The following is a 14,094-nucleotide window of genomic DNA, read 5'->3' as shown; positions in this document are numbered from 1 at the left end:
ACTCGCTATTCGCCATTCGCTGCTCGCCCTGTTTCACCCCACTTTCGCCAGCGCCGCCTGTGCCTCGCTCTGGATGCGCTTGAGGTGCTCGGCGTCGCGAAAACTCTCGGCATAGAGCTTGTTGACGTCCTCGGTGCCGGAGGGGCGCGCCGCGAACCAGCCGTACTCCGTCTCCACCTTGATGCCGCCGAACGACTGGCCGTTGCCGGGCGCCTTGGTGTGCACGATTCGGACGGGATCGCCGGCGAGCTCCTTCAGGTTGATCGTCTCCGGCGTCAGCGCCTTCAGCGCCGCCTTCTGCGGCGGCGTGGCCGGCACGTCGATGCGCTCATAGACCGGCGCACCGAGCTCGGAGGTCAGCTCCTTGTAGAGCTCGCTCGGATCGCGGCCGCGCTTGGCCATGATCTCGGCGGCGAGCAGACCCAGGATGACGCCGTCCTTGTCGGTGGTCCACACTGTGCCGTCGCGCTTGAGGAACGAGGCGCCCGCGCTCTCCTCGCCGGCAAAGCCGAAGCCGCCGGAGCTGAGACCCTCGACGAACCATTTGAAGCCCACAGGCGTCTCGACCAGCTTGCGGCCGAGCTTGGCTGCGACCCGGTCGATCATCGAGCTCGACACGATGGTCTTGCCGATGGCGGCATCGGCGCGCCAGTCCGGCCTGTGCGCGAACAGATAGGCGATCGCCGTCGCCAAATAATGGTTCGGATTCATCAGCCCGCCGGTGCGCGTCACGATGCCGTGGCGGTCGGCGTCGGTGTCGTTGGCAAACGCCACGTCGAAGCGTTCGCGCATGCCGATCAGGCTCGCCATCGCGTAGGGCGAGGAGCAGTCCATGCGGATCTTGCCGTCCCAGTCCGCGGTCATGAAGCGGAAGGTCGGATCGACGAGCTCGTTGACGACCGTGGCATTGAGGCCGTAGCGCTCGATGATCGGCGCCCAGTAGGCGATCGCGGCGCCGCCGAGCGGGTCGATGCCGATCTTGATGCCGGCGGATTTGATCGCGTCGAGATCGACGGTGTTGGCGAGGTCGGCGACATAGGGCGTGACGTAGTCGTGCGGATGCACCGAGCCGCGCTGCCTGGCCTGGCGGTAGCTGATGCGCGAGACGCCCTCGAGGTCATTGGCGAGATAGACATTGGCCTGGCGTTCGATCTCGCCGGTGGCGTCGGTGTCGGCGGGGCCGCCATGCGGCGGATTGTATTTGTAGCCGCCGTCCTCCGGCGGGTTATGCGACGGCGTGATGACGACGCCGTCGGCGAGATGATCGGTGCGGCCCTTGTTGTAGGCGATGATGGCATGCGAGATCACCGGCGTCGGCGTATAGCCGCCGTCCTTGTCGACCATCACCTCGACGCCATTGGCGCCGAACACTTCCAGCGCGGTGGCCAGCGCAGGCTCGGCGAGGGCGTGGGTGTCGATGCCGACGAACAGCGGGCCGTCGAGGCCCTGCTGGCGCCGGTAGTCGCAGAGCGCCTGGGTGGTGGCAAGAATGTGGTTCTCGTTGAAGCCGGTTTTCAGTGACGAGCCGCGATGGCCCGAGGTGCCGAAGGCGACGCGCTGGGTCGGCTCGTGCGGATCGGGCTTCAGCGCATAATAGGCCGTGATCAGCCGCGGGATGTTGGCGAGCGCGGCATTGGCGATCGGCTTGCCGGCAGCGGGGTCTGTCTTGGCCATGGAGTATCCTTCGCAAGTTCGAAAAACATCGGCGGCGCCGCTTCGTTCCGCCCGGCCGTTGCGGGGAGGAGCGTGGTGACGGACGTGCCGCCCAACATGGCGGCGGGCGATGATCGGATCAATGGATTTCCTGCGGCTGTTGCACGTCCGGTTGTTGCGCCTCGGGCCGACCGGTCAGTCGGTCAGCTCGTAGATGAGGTGGCCGGGCCCGACCAGCCGGGCGGTGAAATTCGCCGTCCGTCCGGCCAGCGACGCGAAGCGGCCGGAGGCGAGCTTGAAGGCGACCTTGCCGGTGGCCTCGGACATCGCGGGCGCGCCATTTTTCATGACCACCGAGCCGGTCCCGTCGGTCAGCACGGCCACCGCATAGCCGTCCGGCGTGCGATGGATGCCGGCGCCATACAGATACGTTCCCTTCTGGCTCTCCCATTCGGAGGCGACGCTGGCGGTGTAGGTGGCGCCCTTCATCAGCCCGTCGGTTCCAAAGCAGGAATATTGAAAGCTGACCAGCATGTGACCGGGACGGTCGCCGATCGGCTCGAGGCCCATCGTGCCGATGATCGTGCAGTCGTAGCGCGCGATCGTATCGGCGCCGGCCGGGCCGAGGCCAAGAGCAAGACCAAGACCGATGGCAACGCACACGGCCGATGCCGCCCTGGAGAAACTCATCTGTTCGCCCCCGCGTCGATGTGCTCAGAAAACACTACCATAAATCGCAGCAGCATCGACGGCCCTGCCCGTAACATATTTCGTCGCGGCTGGAATGATCGGCTCGGCCAGCACTGCCGACTTGTGCGCCCGACATTAACCACGCCGCGCAGAGTCGGGTGCTCGAAACCGGCGAATAAGCCTGAGTTTAACGCATCCCGCGAGAGATAGGAGGCCAACGCAGACGCGCATCTTGCGCGCAGGAGAGTCGTCAGGAGCTGAACAGTGAGAGCGCTTTGTCTCGGCGCGTTGGCCTTGGTGTCAGCCTTGGCGCTGGCGGGCTGCAGCCGTCCGGTGATGCCGCAGGTCGCGGCGCCGTGTGTGGATCTGAGCGGCAACGCCTGCGCCGACAGCCCGTCCGTCCGCGAGCCGGCGTCGCTCACGCCGTCCGAGCCCGCCGTCAAGGCGAGCCGCAAATCGAGCGCGGTCGCGCGTCGTGCGGCTCTGCAGCGCAAGCACGCCCGCGCCGCCAAGCGGCGGGCGATATCGCACGTCGTCGCCGCGAAGCCGCTCGACAAGCCCCTGGAAAAGGCAGTCGAAAAGCCGCAGCGCACGCCACCGTCCGATCCGATCCTGCCACCTGATGGCGCATCGGCGCCCGTGGCCAAGCCTGCATCTCCCGCGAAGGATGTGCCGCCGGCCGCGGGCAAGGTCCAGAGCGAGGTCATGGTGGCGGCGGTCAAGGTGGCGGCCGAACTGGCCGAGCGGATGACCGCGCTGCGCGTGCCCGAGGGGCCTGCCGACGATCATCTCGTGGCCATTCTGCTGGCGCGCCCCACGGTGCGAAGCCTCGCCGATCTCAGCGGCAAGGTGATCGCGATCGACGAGCGCTACACCAAGTCCAATCCCAAGATCACTGCCGCGATGAACGCGGCCGGCGCCTCCGAGGTGCTGCTGCTCGAAGGCCAGGCGACCGCGATCACCCGGCTGAGCGGCGGCGAGGTGAGCGCCGCCGTGGTGGCGCTGGCCTCGCCCGAGGCCGCGGAAGCGTTCCCGAAGATCGCAGGCTTCCGCGTGTTCTCGGTCGCGCTCAAGCCCTGACCCACCGCTGCCCGCTCGGCTCGGCCATGTCGCCGCGTTACTGCTTGCCGGCTGCGACCTTGGCCGCGAGATCGTCGAGCGCGGTGATGCCGCCGGTCAGTCGGTGAAATCGAGGTTGAACCGGCCGAGCCCCGTCGTCTTGGTTACGAAGGCGAGGGCTTTGCCGTCGAGCTGCGCCAGCGTGCCGGCGGCATATTTGATCACGGCCTTGCCGGTCCCCTCGGTGCCGACCGGCTGACCATCTCTGATCACGACGGTCGCGTGGCCCTCGCTCAGTTGCGTGACGGCGAAGCCACCCGCGATGCGGTGGACGCCGCCGGCGAACTGATAGGTGCCCTTCGTGCCGTCCCATTCGGCCACGTTGACTGCGGTGTAGACCGCACCCTTGATCGCGCCGTCGACGGCAAAGCACGAAAATTGGACGGTGGCGAGCGTGTGCCCGGGGCGATCACCGATCGGCTCGGGAACTGCGGGACCGATGATGCTGCATTCGTAGTGCGCCAGAACCTCTGCGCGAGCCGCAGAGCCGATGCAGCAGAGGCCGATCGCGGAACAGAGCAAGATGGCCGAAGAGCGACTCGTCATGGTGGACCTCCCTCGATGAAGCGGCGGCTTCGGTCCGCAGACGCGCACTGCGCGCCCGGGGCTAGCCCCGTGCTGTCGAAGGAAAGGCCCGCGTGGGGTGTACAGTATTGACCTGCATCAACCCAAGGCTGTCGCGGGCGGAACATCGGAGGCCGCAGGCCGAAGCCGGATCGGCTCCGCGACGCGCGTCGCATCGCAAGAACCGAAACCGTCCTAGCTCGCCTTCCGGGCGGTCGCGCGGCCTTTCTTCGCCGGCTTCCTGCCGGCCGCAGCCTTGTTGCCAGCCGCAGCCTTGTTGTCGGCCGCGGCCTTGGCCGGCGGCGCGTCCGTCTTCTCGGCCTTCTTGGCCTCCGCCCTTCTCGGCAATTCGGCAGCGGCGGCCTGGCGCATCGCGCGGGCATAGCTGTCGGCGACATTGTCGGCGGAGATCAGCAGTCGCCGCGCGGCGGCATTGGCCTGCTCGACCGCCTCGCGGGCGAGCATCTTGAAGCGCTCCTTGGCGTCCTTGTCCTTGGCCTTGACGGCCAGACCGTTGAAGCGGTCGCGCCGCTTCTTCGCCGCCGCCAGAATGGTCTTGTTCTGTTGCTTGGCCAGTTGCCGGATCACGGCATCAAGATCGGCATCCGCCATCGTCGTCCCCAAAACCCCTCAAGAATCAGCGCCCTGCGCGCCGGAAAACGCGCGGACTATGCTATCCGCGCTGCCACTTTGCAATCGGGGTACCAGAGGAGGGGCTGCGTCCTGGCGGCCCGGGCCGACCGCGTCCCCGTCATCATGCCCGAGAATGGGTGCCAAGAACGGCGCGGCAGCCCGCATACCCGTTATGCGGCGGCCTGATGGTGCAACGACACCGTTTACGACAATCGGAAACACGATGTAACCGACTCTCTGCAATCGCATCAATCCCAATGCAACGGTTGGCCAGCAACATCGTGCGCAACGCAACTTTGTTTGTTGGAGTTCCTGCTTTGCCGGCCGCATATCAGTACCGCGAGCTCCTGTCGCGGTTCCACCGCGACAACAGCGGTAACATCGCGATCATCTTCGCGCTGGCGTTGCTGCCGATCCTGACCTTCGTCGGCTCGGCCGTCGACTATTCGATGGCGGTGCGCGCCAAGGCTAAGCTGTCCGCCTCGATCGACGCCGCGCTGCTGGCGGCAACCGGCTATACCGCGATGCGCGGCACTGCATCGGATGCCAAGACCGCCGCGACCAACATGTTCAACGGTCAGATGTCGGCCCACAATCTGACGGCGAACTCGCTGAGCATCGACATCACCGACAGCGTGAGCGCGCGAAGCGTGACGGGCAGCGCCACCGTGGTGGTCAAGACGATGTTCATGTACATGTTCGGCTACCCGACGATGACGGTCTCGGCCTCGTCATCGGCCTCGGCCTCGTTCCCGACCTACATGGATTTCTACGTCCTGGTCGACAATTCGCCATCGCAGGGCCTCGGCGCGACCACGGCCGACATGACGACCTTGCAGAACGCAACGTCCGACAAATGCGCCTTCGCATGCCACGACACCTACACGTCGAGCTCGAAGAAGACGCTGCAGACCAACAGCTATTACCAGATCGCCAAGAACAAGGGCGTGACGATGCGGATCGACGTGGTGAGGTCCGCCACCCAGTCGCTCACCGATACGGCGACGTCGAGCCAGGTCGTCAGTAACCAGTACCGCATGGCGGTCTACAGCCTGGGCAGCGACTGCGGCTCGCTGGGGCTGACCACCATCGCCAGCCTGTCGTCGAGCATGTCGTCGGTGAAGTCGTCGGTCGGCTCGCTCGACCTGATGACGATCCCCTACAGCGGCTACAACAACGACATGTGCACCGATTATGATGGCACCATGTCGGCCATGAACGGCGTGATCCCGACGCAGGGCGACGGTTCGTCGACCAAGCCGCAGAAGTGGCTGTTCTTCGTCGCCGACGGCGTCGCTGACTACTCCTACCCGACGACGTGCAGCAAGACCGTGCTCTCCGGCGGCCGCTGCCAGGAGCCGCTGAATACCACGACCTGCGACACCTTGAAGGCGCGCGGCATCAAGATCGCAGTGCTCTACACCACCTATCTCGCGATCACCAACAACAGCTGGTACACGACCTACATCGCGCCGTGGCGCAGCTCGATCGGCGACATCATGAAGTCTTGCGCCAGCCCGGGCTATTACTACGAGGTCGACTCCAGCGGCAGCATCGGCTCGGCGCTGACGGCGCTGTTCCAGCAGGCGATCGCCTCGGCGCATCTGACGAAATAGCGCGGCCTCACGCCTCAGGCAGCGCGACGAGCCGCTCCAGCGCTGCGCGGTCGTTGAGCACGGCGAGCGTTTCGCGGCGCGAGAGGAAGCCGGCCGCCTGCCGAAGGCTGCTGGCGTCGGCCAGTCGGGCCTTGGCCGTCGCCAGCTCGACGTCGATGTCGCCGGGCTTGCGCCGTCGCGACGCGGGCAGGGCCGTCAAATGCTGGCGACGGAGCTCGGCGTTGCGCCGCAGCTCGACCAGCGCCGCATCGCGCGGCGGCTGCGGCTCCGCAGCAAGCGTCCTGGCGCGGATCAGCACCGGCGGCGGCGTCCGGTCCTCGGGCGTGGTGAACAGGGCCGCCCCGGTCGTTCGCCCGCCCGTCAGCAGTCCGATCGGGATGGACAGCACGAGGCCGGCGATGACCGGTGACATCCAGGCCAGCAGCGGCAGCGAGACGGCGTAGGCGCTCGCGGCCATGGCGAGGCCGCATACGGTCGGCAGTGCGAATTTGCGATAGATCTCGCCCCGGCTGACGCCGCCATCGCTGCGGCGCTGCACCTGCCAGCCGGCGTCGCGTCCCAGCAGGATCTCGACCACGGCGACCGACTGAAAGACCATCATCGACGGGGCGATCAGCGCCGCGAGCAGCGTTTCCGCCAGCACCGCGAGGCAGAGCCGAACCCCGCCGCCGAAGCCGCGGCGCCGCGCGGGCGTGAACAGCGTCACGACCGTGGCGAGCAGCTTCGGAATCATCAGCAGGCCGAGCGTCGCGGCGAAGACCTGGGCGGCGAGCACCGGATCCTGGGCCGGCCAGCTCGGGAATAGCGCAAAGCCCTTGGGGAAGTATTCGGGCCGGACGAAATTGGCCTGCAGCGAGATCAGGATGCCGAGCACGAGGAAGGCAAACCACAACGGCGCGGTGATGTAGGCGCCGATGCCGATCAACAGATGCAGCCGCGACACCCAGTGCAGGCCGCGCGCCGGCAGCACGGCCAGATGCTGCAGATTGCCCTGGCACCAGCGCCGGTCGCGCGCCGCGTGGTCGATCAGCGTCGGCGGCACCTCCTCGTAGCTGCCGTCGAGATCGACCGTCATGTAGATTCCCCAGCCGGCGCGGCGCATCAAGGCCGCCTCGATGAAATCATGGCTGAGAATATGCCCGCCGAACGGCTTACGGCCGGGCAGCTCCGGCAGCGCGGCGTCCTCTGCGAAGGCGGAGACGCGGATGATCGCATTGTGGCCCCAATAGTTGCCTTCGGCGCCATACCACCAGGCATTGCCGGCGGCGATGACAGGCCCGTAGAGCCGCCCGGCGAATTGCTGCAGCCGCGCGAACAGGCTGGTGCCGTTGACGATGACGGGCAGGGTCTGGATCAGCGCCGCCTGCGGCGCGTGCGCCATGGCATGCGCCAGCCGCACCACGGTCGTGCCGCTCATCAGGCTGTCGGCATCGAGAATGATCATGTAATCGTAGGCCGCGCCGAAGCGTTGCACCCAGTCGGCGATGTTGCCGGACTTGCGCGCGACATTGTCGGCGCGGTGGCGATAGAACACGCGAGCGTCGCCGCAGGCCTGGCGCAGCGCGAGAAACGCCGCCTCCTCGCCGATCCAGATGTCCGGGTCGGTGGTGTCGCTGAGCAGAAACCAGTCGAAGCTGTCGGACTGCCCGGTCTCGGCGACGGATTCGATCATGGCGCGCAGCCGCACCATCACCGCATGAGGATCCTCATTGTAGGTCGGCAGCAGCATCGCCGTGCGGCTCGACAGCGAGGGCAGCGGGCCGTCGCTGTCGATCGCGATCGTGTCGCGCCGCCGTCCCAGCAAAGCGGCCACGCCGGCCAGCGCGCAGACGAAGGAAAACGCGATCCATGCGAGCAGGATCGAGAACAGCACGAGCACCATGCCTTCCAGCACGGTCACGCCGCCGACCTCGACGACCTCGTACATCTTGGTGCAACCTGCCAGCGTCAGCGCCGCGGTGCCGGCGAAAATGAGAGCGCGGCGAAATGGGATGCGGCGTCCGCTGGTGATCGCGCGCCTGTTCGGCGCGGCCTGATGCAGCGAAACGGGCTCCATCGCGAGCGGCGCCTCGGCCGGGAGAAAGTCGACGGCCGGGGCATCCTCGATCAGGCGTGGCTGTCCTGCGGTCATGGCGTCCATCGATAGACCCAGGTCTCCGACACGATCTTGTCGTTGGCGACCAGCTCGGCCCTGAGCTCGACCGGAGCGTCGCTGACGGCGCACTGGAAGCTCAGCCGCCAGCCCTTCGTTTCCGGGTTGGGCTGCGTGACGATGTTCGTCACCTCGGATTTCGCCGCGCTGACCACGCCCTTCACGGCATTCGGATCGAGTGCCTTCAGGGCGTCGCCCTCGAGCTCGAGGACGAACAGCCGGCCTTCGCCGCGGGCGGCGACGCCGGTGCGGGTGAAGCGCGCCAGGCTGTTCGGCTTCGGGACATCGGGCCCCCAATGCAGGCGATAGGTCATGTTGTGCTCGCCCTTGGCCGCGAGCGGCGTCTTCGGCCGCCAGAAGGCGGCGATGTTGTCGTGGATCTCCTCGTTGGTCGGAATCTCGAACAGCACCACGGCGCCTTCGCCCCAATCGCCGATCGGCTCGATCCACAGGCTTGGCCGCCGTTCGAAATGCGACTCCAGATCCTGGTAGGCGGCAAAACTCCGTTCCCGCTGCATCAGGCCGAAGCCGTGCGGGTTGAGATCGTTGAACACACTGACCTGGAGGTCGCGCGGATTGCTCAGGGGACGCCAGAGCTGCTCGCCCTTGCCGTTGAACATCGCGAGCCCGCCGGAATCGTGGACCGCGGGCCGGAAGTCGTCGACGTCCTTGCGATCGTTCGGCCCGAACAAGAACATGCTGGTCATCGGCGCCAGCCCGGCATGGGCGATCTCGACGCGCGGATACAGCGACGCCTCGACGTCGAACACGGTGCTGTCGCCGGGACGGATCGTGAAACGATACGATCCCGTCGCGCTCTTGCTGTCGAGCAGCGCGTGCACGACCATCGCCGAGGCGCCCTGCGTCGGCTTCTCGAGCCAGAACGCCCTGAAGACGGGAAACTCCTCGCCCTTGGCCTCGCCGGTGTCGATCGACAGCCCGCGCGCCGACAGCCCGTAGATCTCGCCCTTGGACACGGCGCGGAAATAGCTCGCGCCCAGGAACACGCAGACCTCGTCATAGTAGTCCGGCCGATTGATCGGCGCGTGAATCCGAAAACCAGCAAAGCCGAGATCGGCCGCCGGGAACGCCGCAACCTGCGGACCGAACGCAAAATCGTCGGGACGATACGCCACAGGCTTTGCCTGTCCGTCCGCGACTTCGTAGATGTCGACCCGGTCCTTGTAGATCGAGCCGCGATGGAAGAACTGCGCCTGGAATGGCAGGTTCTCACTGCGCCACAGGGCACGGTCCGGCAGGAAGCGGATCGAGCGATAGGCGTCGTAGTCCAGCTTCGCCAGCGCGTCCGGCAACTGACTGTCCGGCGCCGCATACGGCTTGGCCGCCAGATTGCGCGCGAGATCGCGGACATAGGCCGCATTGAACGGCTGGCTCGCCGGCGCCGCTGCGTCCGCGCTGCGCACCAGCGACGCGGCGACCGGGATTGCAGCCGCAGATTGAATGAACTGACGACGGTTCAACTTTTTCTCGCTTTGCCGGGTGGAACTCCGGAGCAACACGGACCGGGCCGTCCGGTTCCATCGGAACGGCCGGCTTGCCGCTCTCACACCATGGATCGTCGTTGTCGAACGGCAAATGAACGACGGAAGCCGCTGCGCGGTCACGCCGCGGATGCGAACCTCAGCTCAGGCTCTCTGACACCGGACACTTTGTGCTTCCCTGGGGCTTCGTTAGCCATTCGGAATGGTTCAACGTCCGACGATGCCGATCCGAGACCTGCGGCGGTAGTTCGCGAGCGGGGTCTCGTCCGATCGTGCGCGCAGCCATTCCCGGAAGCTGACGACCTCGGGACAATCTGCGGTCCCCTCTGGTACGACCAGCCAGTCACCCAGGCCGGAGCCTCCATTGATCCGGTCGCAGCGATAGCCCGGGTGGTGACCAAGACCACGGGCGATCAGCAGGTCGACCTTGCCTTCGACCAGTTCGTGCAAGCCGGCGGGGTGCAGCACGCGCAAGCCGATATCGGCATGCGCGGAACGAAATGGCCCCAGGTCGAGGCGGCGCAGGTCGAAGCCGCCATGAACTCCCACCTGCAGCACGATCGCACCTTCCGGCTTCAATTGCGAGGTCGCGTCCGCAATGCGGCGAAAGCCATCGGAAATTCCAGGGAGATAGGCCTGACCAGCCGCGGTGAGAATGAGCTGCTTGTGCAGACGCTCGAACAGGCGGACGCCGAGGCGCTCTTCCAGCGCCTTGACCTGCTGCCCCACCGCTGCGGGCGTCACGTGCAACTCATGCGCGGCCAGCTTGAAGCTGAGATGCCGCGCGGCAGCTTCGAAGGCGCGCAGCGCATTGAGGGGCGGGAGCGTGTAGGTCATCGCCCCGCAATTTGACACTGATCGGCGCCGGCCTTGCAATAGATTTTCTATCGCTTGACCAAAGGAGGTCTGCTTTGCGCGGCGCTGGCGGCCCCGGTTACGGTCGGCTCGTCAGATCCAGCCCGTGCCCCCCGCAGACGGATTCGCGAGGGTGACTCTAAGAGAGCTTGCCAATGGCCGCGACCATACACCCCTTCTACGAGGCGCATCGTGATGCACTGGAGGCTGCCATGCGCCAGCGCCTCGACCTTGCCGAACCGATGTTGTGCGCGCGAACACATCTCGCCGATCTCGCTGCGATCAGGCAGGAGATGCTGGACGAATTCGAGATCGTGCTCACCCAGATGCCGTATGTCGGCGGCGCCGCGAGCCGCATGACCGAGTTCTTCATGCGCCTGATGGGCTTCATGGCCATCAGCCGCGTGCTCCGTCGACATGGTGTGCCGCTGGCCACGATCGGCGACATTGAGCGGGAAACCTACAGGGCGCAATTGCTCGCGGTGCCCGAAGCGGAACGTCTCGACTCGGGGCGCCGATTCATGTCGGCGGAGAACCAGGCGTTTCTGCGGGAGCAGGCCGCAAAAAGTGCGACGGAAACCCACCAGAAGGAGTTTCCGGAGGACTTCGTCTACGACTTCGTCGAGCCTGGTCCGGGTGATCCATTCGACTTCGGCGTCAACTACAAGGCCTGCGGGTTCTGCAAGTTCGCGGCACGCCACGATGACCAGGAGATCTTGCCGAACATCTGCGGGCTCGATTTCGACGCCTATGCGACGCGCGGCATCCATCTCGAAAGGACTCAGACACTGGCCGGCGGTGCGAGCCATTGCAATTTCAGATTCTCACGGCTGCAGCCGGATTAGGTTGGCTCGTTCCTTGAGAATGTGAGGTCGTGCAATCGCGAGCTCCTTCGGCTGTGACGGTCCGTAAGGTTGCGCAGGGAGGGTCGGGATGTCCCAGCCGAACCTGTGGTTCCTGCCCCGTGCATTTCCTTACGCACGGGGGCCATGGGGGCGGCGCGCTCCCGGTCTTCCCTGTGCCCTCGACCAAGGAGAGGGCAAACGATCAGCAAAGCTCGGACGCGAAATGCGCCGCGAGATAGGAATCGCGTATATGCCTCCACGACGTCATTGCGAGCGCAGCGAAGCAATCCAGAGTCGCGCACTCGGCCCTGGATTGCTTCGCTGCGCTCGCAATGATGTGGATGGGTGGTCGTCACAAACTCAATGTCATTCCGGGGCGCGCGTCAGCGCGAGCCCGGAATCCATCTACCAGCACGGCGCGCGGCCCAATGGATTCCGGGCTCGCCCTCCGGGCGCCCCGGAATGACGACGAGGAACGAGTGGTGGCCTCACAACTCTCTTGCATTGCTGAATGCGAACGAGCTCACCCGCCGCGTCGTCTCATCCAAAATCAGCGTCCGCGTGATCGGCGGTTCGGCGCGCTGGGCGCAGTTTTCGCGCTCGCAGAGACGGCAGTTGACGCCGATCGGCGTGCCCTCGGTCTTTTCCAGATCCATGCCGGCGGCGTAGACGAGGCGCGCGGCGTGGCGGATCTCGCAGCCGAGGCCGATGGCGAAGCGCGGCTGCGGCAGCGGGTGAGGCGCGACCGGCCGGCGCACCATCTGCGCGATCGAGAAATAGCGCGAGCCGTCGGGCAGCTCGATGATCTGCTTCAGCAGCCGGTCCGGCGTGTCGAAGGTCGAGTGCACGTTCCACAGCGGGCAGGTGCCGCCGAATTTCGAGAACGGGAAGGTGCCCGACGAGAAGCGCTTGGAGACGTTGCCGGCATTGTCGACGCGCAGCATGAAGAACGGAATGCCGCGCGCGTTCGGGCGCGACAAGGTCGTGAGGCGATGGCAGACCTGCTCGAAGCCGGTGTTGAAGCGCTGCGCCAGCACGTTGATGTCGTAGCTCAGCGCTTCCGCCGCGGCGAGGAACGGCGCGTAGGGCATCATGACGGCGGCCGCGAAGTAGTTCGCCAAGGTCATGCGATAGAGCCTGCGCGAGGTGTCGTCGAGCGCACCGGCACGCCCGATGATGATTTCGAACTGCGGATGGCACTCGGTCATGCCGAGCTGGACGGCGAGCTGGAAGGTGCGGCCGGGCCCGTCGACGAGCTCGGAAATCAGCAGCTGACGGCGATGGCGGTCGTAGCGGCGCAGCGTCTCGCGCATGACGTCGACCGGCATGACGCGGGTCTGGACCGAATGTCTTTCGCGCAGCCGCGTGGCCAGCGCCGCATAGAGCCCTTCGGCCGGCACGTCGAGCGTGTCGCGCAGGCTTTCCGCCTGCTGCTCGAGCTCGGCGAAGTAGTTGCGGTTGGCCTCGATCAGGTCGCGCACCCGCTCGATCGGATTGGCCTCGAAATGGCCGCCGGCGTTGCGGTCGGCCATCTGCGCCGCCACCAGGGTCTCGCCGCGCCGGGCCTCGGCGTAGGCGGCGTACAGCCGCTGCAGCGCGTGGGTGACGCCCGGGCAGAGCTCGGCGAGGTCGCGCAGCTCCTGCTTGGGCAGCTCGATCTGGCGGAACAAGGGATCGGAGAAGATCTCGTTGAGCTCGGCGAAGAAGCGGTCCTCGTCGGCGGTGGCGAGGTCGCGAAGGTCGAGGTCGTAGGTCTCGGCCAGCCGCAGCAGGATCTGGGCCGAGACCGGGCGCTGGTTGCGCTCGATCAGGTTGACGTAGCTCGGCGAGATGCCGAGCCCCTCGGCGAGCTGGGTCTGCGACAGGCCGAGCTGCTGGCGGATGCGGCGGAAACGCGGGCCGACGAACAGCTTCTTTCCGGATTCGCCTGGCATGCTCGCTCCCGCAGCTCATTTTGTGACAAAATTTACAAAATGACATTTGTGACAAGTGATGATGTTACATGACATCACCATTCGAAAACAAGCCATCTATACGAATGGCGTGGATTCGCGTTTATCTCCCGTCACGCAATTCGCAATGCCCTGTCAAAGATGTGACGGGGTCTGAAGGAGGGTCTCATGACCAGCAATTTCTGGGTGATCGGCGGCGAGTTCGGCTCGATGAACTTCCACAAGCTGGTGGAAGGCTCGGCCCAGGTGAAGGGGCCGTTCAAGTCGCGTAAGGAAGCCGAGGATTGCTGGCGCGAGGTCTCCGAGGAGAACCGCCACAAGGCCGGCGTCCGCTTCTCGATCGTCGAGGAGCCGCAGCGCGCGCCGGCGGCCTGATCGCTGCCACGGAATGCATTGCCGGGTATTTGAATAAGCTCGAGGAAGAGCCCAAGGACGGGGCGGTCTCAGCCGGGTCATACCGGAGGGGGCCGCCCACGTCCGTTTTGGCGATGCTCGCGACGCGAGTGGTTACGA

Annotated in this window: 12 protein-coding genes; 4 read left to right on the top strand and 8 right to left on the bottom strand. The window is 66.0% G+C overall.

All coding sequences use genetic code 11. The features are described from left to right. Positions 1-33: 33 nt before the first annotated feature. A complete protein-coding gene (gene pgm, locus QQL87_RS27200) occupies positions 34-1,674 on the bottom strand; it encodes a phosphoglucomutase (alpha-D-glucose-1,6-bisphosphate-dependent) (RefSeq protein ID WP_284422014.1) in 1,641 nt (546 codons plus the stop codon). Positions 1,675-1,848: 174 nt separating this feature from the next. Further along, complete coding sequence (locus QQL87_RS27195) at positions 1,849-2,343, bottom strand: hypothetical protein (protein ID WP_284422013.1); 495 nt, start codon at positions 2,341-2,343, stop codon at positions 1,849-1,851. Positions 2,344-2,607: 264 nt separating this feature from the next. On the opposite strand from QQL87_RS27195, the gene QQL87_RS27190 reads away from it, so the two are divergent. After that, positions 2,608-3,423 (top strand): hypothetical protein, encoded by an 816-nt coding sequence (locus QQL87_RS27190; protein WP_284422012.1) that lies wholly within the window; start codon positions 2,608-2,610, stop codon positions 3,421-3,423. 96 nt (positions 3,424-3,519) lie between these two features. Here the strand turns inward: QQL87_RS27190 and QQL87_RS27185 are convergent, their stop codons facing one another. Both QQL87_RS27185 and QQL87_RS27180 read right to left on the bottom strand, forming a co-directional pair. Then, on the bottom strand, positions 3,520-4,008 hold the full coding sequence (locus QQL87_RS27185) for a hypothetical protein (protein WP_284422010.1): 489 nt from the start codon (positions 4,006-4,008) through the stop codon (positions 3,520-3,522). Positions 4,009-4,221: 213 nt separating this feature from the next. Beyond that, positions 4,222-4,638 (bottom strand): hypothetical protein, encoded by a 417-nt coding sequence (locus QQL87_RS27180; protein WP_284422009.1) that lies wholly within the window; start codon positions 4,636-4,638, stop codon positions 4,222-4,224. A 338-nt stretch (positions 4,639-4,976) separates the two neighbouring features. On the opposite strand from QQL87_RS27180, the gene QQL87_RS27175 reads away from it, so the two are divergent. Then, a complete protein-coding gene (locus QQL87_RS27175) occupies positions 4,977-6,275 on the top strand; it encodes a TadE/TadG family type IV pilus assembly protein (protein ID WP_284422008.1) in 1,299 nt (432 codons plus the stop codon). A 7-nt stretch (positions 6,276-6,282) separates the two neighbouring features. Here the strand turns inward: QQL87_RS27175 and mdoH are convergent, their stop codons facing one another. The 3 genes from mdoH to QQL87_RS27160 form a co-directional block, all read right to left on the bottom strand. After that, complete coding sequence (gene mdoH, locus QQL87_RS27170; RefSeq protein ID WP_284422007.1) at positions 6,283-8,415, bottom strand: glucans biosynthesis glucosyltransferase MdoH; 2,133 nt, start codon at positions 8,413-8,415, stop codon at positions 6,283-6,285. Further along, a complete protein-coding gene (locus QQL87_RS27165; protein WP_284422006.1) occupies positions 8,403-9,908 on the bottom strand; it encodes a glucan biosynthesis protein G in 1,506 nt (501 codons plus the stop codon). Before QQL87_RS27165 ends, mdoH begins: the two co-directional genes overlap by 13 nt. A 228-nt stretch (positions 9,909-10,136) precedes the next feature. Then, positions 10,137-10,766 (bottom strand): LysR family transcriptional regulator, encoded by a 630-nt coding sequence (locus QQL87_RS27160; protein WP_284422005.1) that lies wholly within the window; start codon positions 10,764-10,766, stop codon positions 10,137-10,139. Positions 10,767-10,939: 173 nt separating this feature from the next. Between QQL87_RS27160 and QQL87_RS27155 the strand changes: the two genes are divergently transcribed. Continuing rightward, positions 10,940-11,629: an L-2-amino-thiazoline-4-carboxylic acid hydrolase gene (locus QQL87_RS27155; RefSeq protein WP_284422004.1), complete on the top strand. Its 690-nt coding sequence runs from the start codon at positions 10,940-10,942 to the stop codon at positions 11,627-11,629. Between the two features lie 488 nt (positions 11,630-12,117). On the opposite strand, the gene QQL87_RS27150 is transcribed toward QQL87_RS27155, so the two are convergent. Then, positions 12,118-13,563: a helix-turn-helix domain-containing protein gene (locus QQL87_RS27150; RefSeq protein WP_284422002.1), complete on the bottom strand. Its 1,446-nt coding sequence runs from the start codon at positions 13,561-13,563 to the stop codon at positions 12,118-12,120. A 186-nt stretch (positions 13,564-13,749) separates the two neighbouring features. Here QQL87_RS27150 and QQL87_RS27145 point away from each other — a divergent pair, with 186 nt between their 5' ends. Next, positions 13,750-13,956: a DUF4170 domain-containing protein gene (locus QQL87_RS27145; RefSeq protein WP_006612464.1), complete on the top strand. Its 207-nt coding sequence runs from the start codon at positions 13,750-13,752 to the stop codon at positions 13,954-13,956. The last annotated feature ends 138 nt before the right edge of the window (positions 13,957-14,094 follow it).

Source organism: Bradyrhizobium sp. SSBR45G, from assembly GCF_030159255.1.
GTDB lineage: Bacteria > Pseudomonadota > Alphaproteobacteria > Rhizobiales > Xanthobacteraceae > Bradyrhizobium.
The sequence above is the reverse complement of the archived record's forward strand: the minus strand, read 5'-3'. Positions and strand labels throughout refer to the sequence as shown.